The following is a 12,468-nucleotide window of genomic DNA, read 5'->3' on the forward strand; positions in this document are numbered from 1 at the left end:
GCGATGTAGCTACGAGGTCGACCGATTGTTCGAGAGACTGCCTCGCTGCGATTGCGGCTACCGGTCGAAACATGTGCTCATGGCGTTGAATCTAGTCGGTAACTTCAACTCGAACTTTGCTGTCGTAGCTGAGCGTTCCAAGGAAGGATTTTAAATTCGAAATTTCCCCATCATCCAGATAGACGCCGTAAACGGGTTCACTGCTCCACGCTTTTAGTCGTTCGTAAAACTCCACCCGCTGGACAGCAGACAATAAAGCCGGATCGTAGATAGAAAGCGGGTCTGTGTGTGTCCTGATTGCATTACTGAGTTCCACAATCGATCCTGAATGCGAGTAAGGCGCTGTCTTTACCACGTTATACAGCGGCGGAGTGCGGAACCGATGGCGGTCTCGATCATCCATCGTGACGTTGAAACGCCCATAGTCCACGCCAAATCCATTTTTCCCGAACCCAGCTTGAGGAAAGGGGACTGAATGAAACTGCAAATCGCTAAAATACGCTCCGTTGTGGCAGGTCGCGCACCGGCCCTTGCCGTAGAAAATCAAACCACCAGCAACCTCCGCCGGCTCTAGGTCGCCTTCAGAAAACACAAACTCGTGAAATCGTGTCGACTGTACGGCGAAATTATCTCGGATAAAGCCGGCGATCGCATCGGCAATGTCGACAAAATCCAGGTCGGCGATAGAGATCCCCTTCGCTACGGCCAGTTTGGGTGCGATTTCCGAATCTGCTTGGATGCGCGAAAGAAGCTCATCGTAGACTTTGGTCGCGGCTTCGACTGTCTCTGCTTCCAGGCGATCGTTTTCGAGGCTGTTCGTAATCATTTCGCCGACTTCCACCGGCGGCAGGTGAACGGCAACGGCTAACGCATCGCCGGATGGTTCCTTGCCTGCAAACTGGCTCTTTAATATGCCGGAGGAGGCATCGACTTTCCCGTCCCAGAAAAAGACATCAAAGCCTTTGCCGCCGCGCCCCCAAAACGGAAGTGCATTCCTAGGAATGATATCTCCGCCCCCCAGCAAACGCTCGACGCCTTCGCCCCGACCTTTGGTTCCGATGGCGTTTGGAATTCCGTCACCGGACCCAAACCTGTCAACGTGACAGGTTGCACAGGCGGTCTCCCGATCGAGCGACATTTTCTTCGACTGAAAGAGAAGCCGCCCGACTGCGGCGAGCTCCGGTGACACGTCGATATGAGTCGCCTCGGCCGGAACCATACCAGCCTCGACAGCCGCCTCACGCAAAACGGTTTCCCGAAGTGAATCCGCCGACGCAACGGTTCCCGACACAACGACCCACAGAAAACAACAGAGCTTAATATCGGATTTCGTGAACACGAATGACCTCTTTGAGCGAATCCGCTCTTTCTTCGACGGCGCGCAGGCTCATCTCGCTCACCTCATTGTGCGAGAGACCCCACAGGATCAGGCGCTTGCGCAGCAGATCGTAGTCCTGGCAATCAAGCAGGCCGATCTCCATCGCGCGCAGGTTGTTTACGTTTTCCCGAACGGGATCTCGGTTCAGCTTCTGTTTGGCAATCATGTGTTCACGCATTGCGTGGTCGCATTTGTAGGTGAGATCGGCAAATTTATCCTGGGAAACCCCGATGACGGCGCTCTTCCAAAGCGGCGCGGCGATAGGGGATGCTACAAGGCCTAGTACGAACGCAGTGACAAGAGCGAGACTATTGTGCGGTAATGCGAAACGCATCGAGAACCTCAAGCGTGATAGTGCCAGTAACCTTCAGGTTATTGTCTGCTTGCATTTTGCTTAAGGCCACCTTCGTGTCAGGCCCGACAAAGCCGTCAATCTCCCCGGTGTAGTAGCCAAAAATCTGAAGAGCAGTCTGCACTTCCGCAACGATTCTTCGGAACTTTTCGGAGTTACCCGGTAGTGTCTTCATTGCTGCTGCCGGCGGACTTGGCAGGATCGATGAGGGCGGGGTGCTTTCAAGATTTCGATTGGGTGGTTGATAGGTCGGCGCCGGCGGTGAGTAAGTCGGCGGCGGAGTAGGCGCCCTGTAGACCGGAGCCGAATATCCGCCACCTCCGGATGACCGGTGGCTCGAATGCGAACGGTGACTTGAATGCGAACGGTGACCTGCCAGGGTGAAGTGATGCTGGAGCCCGAACCGCTCGAAAAGAGACGGATTTCCGTCTTTCCTGGGCACCATCGCGCCGGGAGACGCTGCTTCAGATTTGTGCGGAAAAAGTCCAGCTGCCAGCAGTGAAGACAGCAAAAACGGCGTCTTCTTCATATCGCGCGTACCCCCCGGAAGCCCTCAGTTTCACGATACCATTCAAAGAACCCCCCGCAACTACTCTTTGCCGAACAAACTTCACAATTATCTAGAAATTTTCTTTTCCAGTCCGAAATCGTAGCGGTAGCAAATGATCGGTATCGGGCCGGAACTGTGCATAGAGGGAAATTGTAAAGCAGTGCATTCAGACCGCGCGCCTCTGCGATGTCTAATGCCTTTGAGATCGGGCCGAAAGAGATAGACGTATCGCAAAATAGCTGTCGCCAGTTCTTTCGCCCGTATCCGATATTCTCGAGCTGCATTATCGCCCAAATCGAGATGAAGGGCATGTCAATCGATAGGGCCCGGGCCAACTCGGGCAGCCCCTCGACATTGGTATCTAACACGACTGTCCGAAGCTCGATCGCAGCCCCCGCGTTGGCCAAAATGGCAAGAGAGCGCATAAGCCGAACGTATGCGCCTTGTTTCGCAACAATCTGGTCATGCCGATCGGCGTGGGGCGAATAGAGCGGAATTCCCCATAGAACGCGGTCATGTCCGAGCGCACGAATGATTTCAGCATCCGATGGTTCAAAATGTTGACCATTGGTCAAAACGTGAAACCGCAGATCGGGACGGGCAGTGAACACCCGTTGCATCAGGGCAAATAACTGGTCCTTGAAAAGCGTTGGCTCTCCGCCGGAGATGCCGAGATATGCATCTCGTGGCGCAAGTATTGCGGCCTGTTCGAAGCACGCAAACAAATCGACGTGGCGCGTCTTCGGCGGCTGCGAACACATCACACAAAGTTGGTCGCAACGCTCAGTGACCAGAAATGTATTGTGTTTGGAGCCTGCGCGGATAAGGCGATGTGCAGACTTCTGACCAGGTAGAAGCAGCAGGACGTCGTTCTCCAACTCTTCCGCTGAGCCAACATTGATCCGCAAGGACATTCCGCAAAGATCATATTCAGCGACGGCGTCATCCCGGCTGATTAGAAACGCATCGAGCGCGTGCGGCGAATCCTCACGGTCAAAGCCGCGGAGCCTCGTCACTGTCGCCACTTCCAGGGGGAGTTGATCGATGGGAAGGCGCAGGAGGATCAATGGTGAACCGCCCGCAATTCTGACGGGAACTCGCTTACTCCGGTCCACAGGGCCAGGGATTTTTGCGCCTTCGGGTCGTCAGAATAAATTAAGTCGAAAACCTTGTCGAAGATGAACATGTGCCGACTACAAAAATCGGTCTCATGCTTCGGCTGGTCGATGCGGGCGCTCCGCGAAATTTCGTCGATCAGATCGACTCCGCAGAAGGCCTGGTAAGGGCAATGGATGCAGTCCGGATCAAACGCATTTGTCGCGTTCTCGTTCAACATAGAAAGCTTCTCGAGTTCCAATCCGTCGAACACATTTCCGATCGAAAGGTCGATTTGGCCAATCCTGGTCAACATCCGAGCCTCGTCAGTCGGATAAAACCGCCCGTCAAAATCGACGACAAGATAGTCGCGTCCGAGGAAATTAGGATTGCGCAGATCGACGTGCTTATCAAGACCTGCCTTTAGCACCCGCCTCAGGCAATGGACGAAATAGTATTCTTCTACCGGCGTGTTGCCTGCGGCGTTGCGCTCGATGAGCAGATCGATGAAGGCGCCGTAAATGGCATTCCACCTGTCGGTGCTGCTGTTCGATGCGAAGCGTTTGCGGGCAAAGCCCTGATGGTTAACTGGGCGAAGATAGATCGAGTGGACGCCATACTCTGTAAAAGTCTCGACGATGGCGTCGAGGTCGGGGGGCCGGTCGGGATCAATAGTCGGAAGCGCCGAAATTCGATGACTTCCAAAACGGTCGACAGCAGCCTGCAAATTTCCAAAAAACTGCTCGGTTTTTTCAGTCGTTTTCGTTCGCTGTCGCTGATGGGTAACGCGATCGCCGTCGATCGATGTGCTGATGAACGTATCCTCGGCGTCGAGAAAAGCCCATTCTGCAGGTCCAAGGTTCTGCAAATTTGTGCACACCACAAACTCTGCCTTGGAAAACCGCCCGCGGGCAAACGAACGGACGCGCTCCAGAAGATCGACTCGCAACAGTGGCTCGCCACCTTGAAACTCAACCTTGATTTCAGAGCAAGCCAGTCCACCGAGAAACCCCAAGACGGCCTGCACGGTCTCTTCTGTCCAATCGTAGCCCCGAGCTCGCTCATCGGCTCGAGAGACTTGGCAATAATTGCACGCCAGATTGCATCGGAGCGTTGGGACAAGGATCATGTAGCTTGTCGGGCGCGGATAGCTTTGACGGGCCGCCCAGCGGTAGGCGAAGCCGGTGTAGGACAGATCATCAATCTCGTCGAACGCGTGGCCATGCCGACGAAGGAACGCGCTGTCCGCCTCCGAAAGGTTATCCCCAGCATAACGCTCAAGAAACCGATCGTCCGAGCGGAAGAAGCCGCCTGCGTCATCCGCGAAATTTAGTCCACCTGCCTTGTTGGGCCGGAATTTGAGCGGCCAGATGGTCATCGGGCGAGCAGGCCGTCGATAAGTGTGCGCCGCAGCGGAAGGGTTTCGACGTAGATTTGGCTGCGGTAGACGGCGTAGAAAATCTCCCGCTTCAAATCGGTTTCGTCCCGATCTCCTGTGGAGACGCTAACTCCAGTTTCAGTAACCGCGAACGTTGATTGCGGAAAAAGATAACCGAGGCGAGCAACAGCTGCGGCCAGATGGCCCCGGAACTGAGGCTCGATTTCGATGAGAAATGTGTTTGACACGTCGTCCGCCCGCCCTTTACCCCAGCTAACGACCTTACGGTAGAACGCATCCAACGTGAAGTTAAGAACAAAGGTTCGCGAAATGAACCGTTCCCAACCTTTCCGGTTATCCTTTGCTCCGCCTCAAAGCGCTCCTTCAGCCCAGCAATTAGGGCCGCGGCATGTTTGCGTTCCTCGCCGCCAGTGCCATCTTCTGCCTAAGTCTCTCGGCGGTCGACGGCGACACAATAAAGTGCAACGGCGAGAGGATGCGGCTCCTCGGAAATGGGGAGCCGTTCAAGTCGGGCATCGACACAGCGGAAATTGCGAATGCCAGATGCGCGAGAGAGCGGCTGCTAGGCGATCACGCGAAGCTTCGCCTAGCGGAGCTCCCACGCATCGATAAAGTGTGGGTTGAGGACTCCGGTAGGAAGGATCGTTACAATCGCCCGCTGCTTAGAATACGGCTGCCGAACGGCAAGACCGCCGGACAAACACTGATCGAGGAAGGCTATGCAGTCCGGTGGAAGCCAGGAGAGCAGTATTCATGGTGGAATTGATCATCGGACTGCTGTTCGTCGCGATGGGGGTTTTGCGTGCACTGCAAGGCGACTTCGCATGAGCCCGGGCGCCATGTTTCAATGAACCGCGGGACCGTTGTCGTCGAAGGACCTCTCGCCTTTCGAATGCGTCGGATCGCTGCTGCGCGCCGCGGCGAAACCGGCGTGCAAATCCTCACTATGCCGCAACTGGCCGCCCGCTTGGCCGGCGGCTTTACGCAACCTGCCCGATCCGACGACCTCGATCCAGCCATCCGGGCCGCACTCGAAGCCGGAAGGTTTGCCGAGTTAGAAAGTATCCGGCAGCTTCCAGGTATGATCCGTGCCATCGCACGGACGCTCTCCAAAATCTGGCAGGCCGACCTTTCGCTGCCGATAAGCGATGATCGCAGCGCCCTACTGGCGGATATTGCCAAGATCGAGCAGCGCGTCCGCGCTAACCTGCCGAGAGGCGTATTGACGCCGCGCGACCTTCGCGACGCCGCGCTGAAGCGCCTCGTCCATGCGACAGCCGTGCTAGGTTCGGTGGAGCTTGACCGCGTCGACAGCGTCGCCCCGGTCTGGCACCCTCTGCTTCAGGCCCTCAATGAGACGGTGCCTCTCTCCTGGCACAGTCCCGGCGCCACGGACGTCAGCTGGTTCCCGGGTGAGATCACTACTGACCAGCCCCCAACAGCTGTCGCCATGGAAATGGTGTCCTGCGCCAATCCTGCTGCTGAAGTGGTGGAAGCGCTACGCTGGATGCGCGAGCTCGTCGCATCTGGACGGGCGAGACCCGAAGAAATTGCGATCTGCGCCACCTCGACCGGGGTATGGGACGAGCACTTTCTCGTGCTGGCAGCGGACGCCGACCTGCCGCTGCATTTCTCGCACGGTGTGCCGGCCCTGGCGTCGCGCGAGGGCCAGGCCTGCGGCGCGCTTGCCGACGCTCTGTTGAATGGCCTCAGTCAGGACCGCCTGCGCCGGCTCTTCAGTCACGCCGCAGGCCGGAGCCGCGGCTTGCAAAACTTACCGCGGAACTGGTCGCTGGGTCTGCAACCCGGCGCCGCGCTCTTCGAACTCGATCAATGGCTTCGTGCGCTGGACGCAGCGAGCCGTCTCCGAACCGACGGCATCGATCCGAGGCCGATCCTGACGCCCGTTCTCGAAATGCTGGCCAGCGGCCCGGCCGCGGCCGAGCAGGCTGGCACTATGTTGCTGGGAACCTCCGCTCGCGTGCTCTGGAGTGAGGCATTGCGGCGCGCGCCTGCCAAGGCGCTGGAATTCTCGCTGCAGGAGCTTCGCTTGCCCGACGGCCGCGACCCGGGCGCCTGTGCCGTGTGGTGTCCGGCGAGTCATCTCGCCGCGGCACCTCGCCGGTGGGTTCGTCTGCTCGGTATGACCACACGCTCATGGCCGCGCCGCGCTGTAGAAGATCCACTGATCCCAAGCCATGTTTTGCCCCGTGGCATACTCGATCCCGACCCTGTCACCGCGCAGGACCGACGTGCGTTCCAGGTAATCACTGCCCAGGCATCCGGTGGCTGCATCCTGTCGAGAAGCCGGCGGAATGCCCAAGGCGGCCTCCTCGCGGCCAGTCCGCTCGTGCCGCAAGCAGCCCGTGTTCAAGGGCTTAAGCGGGCGCGAATCCCGACCCACGCGTTCAGCGAGGCCGATCGGTTGCTCGCCCGACCGGACGAGGCCGCGAACTCGCCGGCGCTTGCGGCGGCTAACGCGTGCTGGCGCGACTGGCGAAATCCTGCGATCACCGCCCATGATGGTCGGACGAGTGTCGATCATCCAGTCATCGCTCGTGCCATCGATGAGGTTCAGTCCGCGACATCGCTGCGTCTGATGCTCCGCGATCCCCTCGCCTTCGTGTGGCGTTATGCGTTGGGCTGGCGGTCGGTCGCCGAAGACGATCAGCCGCTGACACTCGATGCGCGTGCCTATGGCGATCTCGTGCATGAGCTCCTCAAGCGGACCGTCGATACGCTCGAGCCCAGTCCAGGCTATTCCCGCGCCGCGCGGCACGAGGTCGAGGCCGCCCTGGCAGAGGCGGCGACGACGGTCAGTGGGGAGTGGCCGCTGAAGCGATCCGTGCCGCCGTTGCTGCTGTGGCGGCACACCTTGGACGCTGCTGCCCAACTCGCGCTTAAAGCCTTGACGCTTGACGAGACGTTCCAGCCGGGCACCCGCAGTTGGACCGAGCTGGCGTTCGGCCGTGCTGACGAGGCAATTGCTGCGGCGAGCGATCTTCCTTTGGGATCCGACCGCGCCGGTTGAAATCACCGGAACCACGGTTCGGGTCAAGGGCAGCATCGACCGGCTCGATCTGACTGCCACCGGAAACGCGGCTCGTGTCTCGGATTACAAGACGGGTGCAGAGCCAAAGAAGGCCGACCAGATCGTGCTCGGGGGCGGTGCCGAGCTCCAGCGCGTCATCTATGCGCTGGCGGCGCGCCAACTCGTGCCGGACAACCCGCGCGTCGTCGCCCGCCTCATCTATCTCGGCGGCGGCGAGCCGCGGGTCTACAAACTGCCCGACGTCGATCAGGCCATCGCGGAGGTCGCAGGCCATGTAACGGCGGCCGGCATCCTTTTGCGGCAGGGCAGGGCCTTGCCCGGTCCGGACGCGCGCGAGAACTGGAACGACTTCCGGCTGGCGCTTCCGGCATCTCCGACAGCGTACTTTCAAATCAAACAGCCGGCACTGAGCCGCGCCTTCGACGATTATGCGCGCGTCTGGAGTTGCCGATGATCCAATTGGCGGACAGTCTCGCGCGCCGGCGGGCTCTGACTGAACTTGATTCGACTTTGCTCGTCGAAGCGGCGGCTGGCACCGGCAAGACCGCCCTGATGGCGGGGCGCGTGACGATGCTGCTTGCGCGCGGCGTCCAACCCGGTGAGATCGCGGCCATCACTTTTACCGAGTTGGCGGCCAGCGAGCTGTCGGTGCGGGTCCATCGCTACGTCAACGAACTCCTCGCCGATCGCGTGCCGGCACCATTGCGGGAAGCCCTGCCCAATGGCCTCGACGCGGCTCAGCGGCACGCAATGTCCGCCGCCGCTGCCAAACTTGACGAACTTACGACCGCAACGATCCACGCCTTCTGTCAGACCATCATCTCAAGCTACGCGGTCGAGGCTGATATTGATCCAGGCGCGCAGATGCTCGATGCGGTCCAGGCCGCCGCTGCGTTTGACTCCGTATTCGAGCAATGGCTCAAACGGCGGCTCAACAGTCCGGAGCGGCCAGGCGATCCGATCGTAGTCTTGTCGCGCCAAGACCCCCGCCGCGTTGTCTCCACCCTTCAGGAACTCGCGCGCTTTCGTCTCAAGCATCGTGATGCGCGGGCACTGCCTGCCGACCTCACCGGCCGCCCGGATATCGACCTGGTCGAAGCGGTCGCGGATTTCCGGCACTGGATAGCCGCTCAACCCGTCGAGCCCAAAACGCTCGAGCTGGTGGGCGAGCTCGAGACGCTGGCAAACTTTTACGCCGGCAGTTTTGAGGCGCCGCCCGATTTTCCCCGGCTCTGGGCACTCGCCCATCCGATTCGACTTTCCTGCATGCGAAAGAACACATTCGATCTAATCAGGCCAAGACGGAAATCGGCCTGGGAAAAAGTCGCCGGCAAGGATCTGGGCGGCCGGCTCAACGAGGAATCCGGCCAACACTTCGACCGGGTCGACCACTGCTACCGAGTGGTGCTCGGCCGGATTGCCACTGCGCTTGTGGCAGGCCTCTCCGCCGAACTCGACGAGGTGCTTGACGACTACGCCGCCTTCAAGCGCGCCGCAGCCGTCCTCGATTTCGATGATCTTCTGGAGCGGGCGCGGGCCCTTGTCTGCGACCAGGATGTCGTACGCCGCGCTCTCGGGGCCCGCTACCGGCACATCTTCGTGGACGAGTTCCAGGACACCGACCCCATTCAGTCCGAAATCCTGTTTCTGATCGCCGCTGAAGACCGCGCGGCACACTGGCAGGACAGCGCCTTGAGGCCTGGGGCACTCTTCATGGTCGGCGACCCGAAACAGGCCATTTACCGGTTCCGTGGCGCCGATGCCGCATCTTATGCGCAGGCGCGTGCCGCAATCCAACGGCGGTGGCCGGACAACATCGTCCAGATCACCGCAAATTTCCGCTCCCGGCCGGACATTCTTACCCATGTCAACCGCTGTTTCGAGACGCCCCTTTCTGGTGTCGGGCAACCTGGCTATGTGGCGCTCACGGCGACCATCGATCCCCCCACCCACGACCTTCCGTGTGCGGCCAGGATCACCGTCGACGTGCCGCCCAATTCGCGGTCGGAGCACATCCGCGATGCCGAGGCAGAAGCTGTCGCTGAACTCTGCATGCGGCTCATCGGCAATCTGCATGTTCGCCAGGACGACGGCGTGATGGTTCCCCTCAGTCCCGGCGGCATAGCCCTGCTTGCGCCGACGGGGACCGAACTCTGGCGCTATGAACGCGCGCTGGAACAACGCGGCTTGCCGATCGCGTCTCAAGCGGGCAAGGGCCTGTTTCGGTCAGGAAGTGCAGGATATGCTCGCCCTGGCTCGCGTGCTCGCCGACGCCGGCGACAGCCTGGCCTTCGGAGCGCTGATGCGAGGCCCGCTTGTCGGGCTGACCGAGGAAGAGCTTCTCGATATCACCGCGGCTTTGCCCCAAAACCCCGATCGCCCGCACGCGGTCCCGCGGTTCTCGTTATTGACCGAACTGAGCGACGTCACGCATCCGATTGCGCGTCGGACACTTTCGATCCTGCAAGACCTGAGATGGAAATCTAGAGCGACCACACCAGCGCTGCTGCTCGCCGAAGCAGCCGAGCGGCTGGCCGTTCGACCCATTCTTGCCGCGCGTGAAGGTGATCGCAGCGCCCGCGCGGCTGCGAACGTAGAAGCCTTTCTCGAACGGGCGCGGCCTTACGGCGTCACCGGTCTCAAGGGGTTTGTCCGTGACATTACCAGGGATTGGAGTCAGGGAGTTCCGTCCAGCGAGGGCCGGGTTGATGCCGAAGGCGACGCCATCGAGATCATCACCATCCACAGCGCGAAGGGGCTGGAATGGCCGGTGGTGATTCCGGTCAACACAGCCACCTTGCTCCGCTCGCGCGAGCCGTTCGTGCATCGCGCGTCCGATAACACGCTGCACTGGGTCATCGGCGACGTCGTCCCGCCCGATCTTCTGCTGGCGCTTGCGTCCGATGATGAAAGCCTCGCCCGTGAACGCGAGCGCCTTTGGTATGTCGCATGTACTCGCGCTCGCGAGCTCCTCGTCGTCCCGGAGCTGCCCCAGGCGGAGCAAAGGTCCTGGGCGCGGATCGTCGACCTGGCGCACCATGAGCTCCCGCTGCTGGATCTCTCGCGTTTCGAACCGGCACCGCGCCCTGCCGCGGCCGATCTGCCAAACGGACAGACCCGAGACATCTTCGAGACAGAGCGCGCCGCCATCGCCGCTGCCGCCGTCCCGCTCATGTGGCTCCAGCCAAGCAACCAGGATCCCGATCGCGTTCCTATGACCGAAGCGATAGCGATCGACTCCGGCGACGCTTTGGAGACAGAGTTGCCGATCGGCGCAGGACGTGTCCGGGGCCTTGTCCTGCACAAGCTCATGGAGGAGGTCCTGACTGATGAACTTGGTGAAGACCTCGTCGGGTTCGCCGATCGCGCCCGCGAACTTATCGAAGAGCTGGTGGTCGACCGCGAAGACGAGGGCGGTCTTCCCGAAGTCGGGGAAATCGCCTCGACCGCCTGGCGAACTCTGCATCTTCCGGAGATCGCCGCCCTGCGACCGGGTCTTGTTCCAGAATGGCCGATCTATGCCTTGCTCGCCGATGCGAGCGAGCCCACAGCGCTTGCCGGCCGGATTGACGCCGTAGCATTGGACGAGGGTCGCGCCTCGGTGGTTCTCGATTGGAAAAGTGACATCGCGCCGACGGAGGAGGACATGCGAATTCACGCGGGCCAACTCGAGGACTACTTGAGAACCACCGGCGCGAGCCGCGGCGCGTTGGTCTATATGACGCCTGGCACTGTGCGGTGGGTGGAGCCTGGTGTCCGCGCCGATTGGAACACGTGATGTCGAATTCACACCCGGCGATTGTATATTTGATACGGCGCGCATGGCACGTTTTCCACACATTAGGATTATGAGATACTGTGCGAATGCGGGTGGCTCTAAGGAGTTTGGATGATGAACGCGGACGAGATGCAGGCGATAGCCGACACCCTAATGCGGGTCGTGACGCCTGACATGGCACCCAAGCAATTGATCAAAGCGGCCAGGAAGGAACACCCGAACGCGTCAAAGAAGGACATCGCCCGTGCGGCGTTCTTCTCGATTATCGCCAACGCCGAAGAAGAGTACGGCAAGGCAAGGAACCTACAGGCATTCGCCATAGCCGAGCGTGTCGACGGCGCCTCTTGATCGGCACCGTGGCTTCTGCAAGCAATGGCATTCCGAAACCCGATGATGTCGGTAGCGACGGCTTTGGATCAACATTGCGAACATACTTTAAGGTCTGCTCTCTCGTCAGACTTGGACGGAACGTCGCCTATGGTGGTCCCTAAGCCGTCATTCTCAGGCCTACAGCGTCCCGAACGTTCACCCATGCCGGGGCCAGACCCGTTGCTGTACTCCCAGTCGAAGCTTCTCGAAGTCTATGGCGCCGAGCCGGCCCAAAGAACAGCGATTGGGCCTGCCGGTCGCCACCCATCACGACCAGTCCAAAGAGAAGATCTTACGCTTCTCTACTTTCCTTCGCGGCCGCCCTACGGCAGGCCGTGACCCAATGCCGCCTTCCGGTATCGATTTTCTGTCACGAAACCGGACCGTTCGCCACAACCAGTACTGATGACCCTAATCAGTCGACCGTGAACAATCCGGGCGCTAAGCGGCGACCGACTTCGACCGAAGTTGAAGCAGGGCGATCAAGAGCGACAA

Annotated in this window: 11 protein-coding genes and 1 pseudogene; 6 read left to right on the forward strand and 6 right to left on the reverse strand. The window is 60.0% G+C overall.

The features are described from left to right. Window positions 1-91 precede the first annotated feature (91 nt). From AC0L3D_RS30045 to AC0L3D_RS30070, 6 genes are read right to left on the reverse strand one after another with little or no spacing between them, the layout of a single operon-like run. Window positions 92-1,339 (reverse strand): His-Xaa-Ser system-associated MauG-like protein, encoded by a 1,248-nt coding sequence (locus tag AC0L3D_RS30045; protein ID WP_473532186.1) that lies wholly within the window; start codon window positions 1,337-1,339, stop codon window positions 92-94. Beyond that, window positions 1,317-1,712, reverse strand: coding sequence for a TIGR03982 family His-Xaa-Ser system protein (locus AC0L3D_RS30050; RefSeq protein WP_473646738.1), 396 nt, complete (start codon window positions 1,710-1,712; stop codon window positions 1,317-1,319). The genes AC0L3D_RS30045 and AC0L3D_RS30050 overlap by 23 nt, the downstream gene beginning before the upstream one ends. Beyond that, the gene (gene hxsA / locus AC0L3D_RS30055; protein ID WP_473532188.1) at window positions 1,687-2,259 is read right to left on the reverse strand and encodes a His-Xaa-Ser repeat protein HxsA; all 573 of its coding nucleotides are present in this window, start codon (window positions 2,257-2,259) and stop codon (window positions 1,687-1,689) included. The genes AC0L3D_RS30050 and hxsA overlap by 26 nt, the downstream gene beginning before the upstream one ends. Further along, window positions 2,256-3,347 (reverse strand): His-Xaa-Ser system radical SAM maturase HxsC, encoded by a 1,092-nt coding sequence (gene hxsC, locus AC0L3D_RS30060; protein WP_473646739.1) that lies wholly within the window; start codon window positions 3,345-3,347, stop codon window positions 2,256-2,258. Before hxsC ends, hxsA begins: the two co-directional genes overlap by 4 nt. Further along, window positions 3,344-4,753 (reverse strand): His-Xaa-Ser system radical SAM maturase HxsB, encoded by a 1,410-nt coding sequence (gene hxsB / locus AC0L3D_RS30065; RefSeq protein WP_473646741.1) that lies wholly within the window; start codon window positions 4,751-4,753, stop codon window positions 3,344-3,346. Before hxsB ends, hxsC begins: the two co-directional genes overlap by 4 nt. Beyond that, entirely contained in the window at window positions 4,750-5,001 is a 252-nt protein-coding gene (locus AC0L3D_RS30070; protein WP_473646743.1) for a hypothetical protein, read from the reverse strand. Before AC0L3D_RS30070 ends, hxsB begins: the two co-directional genes overlap by 4 nt. A gap of 161 nt (window positions 5,002-5,162) precedes the next feature. On the opposite strand from AC0L3D_RS30070, the gene AC0L3D_RS30075 reads away from it, so the two are divergent. From AC0L3D_RS30075 to AC0L3D_RS30100, 6 genes and pseudogenes are all read left to right on the forward strand, one after another. Next, the gene (locus AC0L3D_RS30075; RefSeq protein ID WP_473646745.1) at window positions 5,163-5,540 is read left to right on the forward strand and encodes a thermonuclease family protein; all 378 of its coding nucleotides are present in this window, start codon (window positions 5,163-5,165) and stop codon (window positions 5,538-5,540) included. Between the two features lie 81 nt (window positions 5,541-5,621). Then, the gene (locus tag AC0L3D_RS30080; RefSeq protein WP_473646746.1) at window positions 5,622-7,805 is read left to right on the forward strand and encodes a PD-(D/E)XK nuclease family protein; all 2,184 of its coding nucleotides are present in this window, start codon (window positions 5,622-5,624) and stop codon (window positions 7,803-7,805) included. Beyond that, a complete protein-coding gene (locus tag AC0L3D_RS30085; RefSeq protein ID WP_473646748.1) occupies window positions 7,744-8,280 on the forward strand; it encodes a PD-(D/E)XK nuclease family protein in 537 nt (178 codons plus the stop codon). The genes AC0L3D_RS30080 and AC0L3D_RS30085 overlap by 62 nt, the downstream gene beginning before the upstream one ends. Continuing rightward, window positions 8,277-9,551 (forward strand): annotated as a pseudogene (locus AC0L3D_RS30090) (UvrD-helicase domain-containing protein); the annotation flags it as partial. The gene AC0L3D_RS30085 and the pseudogene AC0L3D_RS30090, both read left to right, overlap by 4 nt. 436 nt (window positions 9,552-9,987) lie before the next feature. After that, entirely contained in the window at window positions 9,988-11,604 is a 1,617-nt protein-coding gene (locus tag AC0L3D_RS30095) for a 3'-5' exonuclease (RefSeq protein ID WP_473646750.1), read from the forward strand. Between the two features lie 114 nt (window positions 11,605-11,718). Continuing rightward, the gene (locus AC0L3D_RS30100; protein ID WP_473646751.1) at window positions 11,719-11,952 is read left to right on the forward strand and encodes a hypothetical protein; all 234 of its coding nucleotides are present in this window, start codon (window positions 11,719-11,721) and stop codon (window positions 11,950-11,952) included. Window positions 11,953-12,468: the final 516 nt, after the last annotated feature.

The organism is Mesorhizobium sp. WSM4837 (genome assembly GCF_055811435.1).

Coding starts and splice junctions, on each gene's coding strand:
- AC0L3D_RS30050 (WP_473646738.1), bottom strand. CDS start 1,712: ATGCGTTTCGCATTACCGCACAATAGTCTCGCTCTTGTCACTGCGTTC.
- hxsA (WP_473532188.1), bottom strand. CDS start 2,259: ATGAAGAAGACGCCGTTTTTGCTGTCTTCACTGCTGGCAGCTGGACTT.
- hxsB (WP_473646741.1), bottom strand. CDS start 4,753: ATGACCATCTGGCCGCTCAAATTCCGGCCCAACAAGGCAGGTGGACTA.
- AC0L3D_RS30075 (WP_473646745.1), top strand. CDS start 5,163: ATGTTTGCGTTCCTCGCCGCCAGTGCCATCTTCTGCCTAAGTCTCTCG.
- AC0L3D_RS30080 (WP_473646746.1), top strand. CDS start 5,622: ATGAACCGCGGGACCGTTGTCGTCGAAGGACCTCTCGCCTTTCGAATG.
- AC0L3D_RS30095 (WP_473646750.1), top strand. CDS start 9,988: ATGAACGCGCGCTGGAACAACGCGGCTTGCCGATCGCGTCTCAAGCGG.
- AC0L3D_RS30100 (WP_473646751.1), top strand. CDS start 11,719: ATGAACGCGGACGAGATGCAGGCGATAGCCGACACCCTAATGCGGGTC.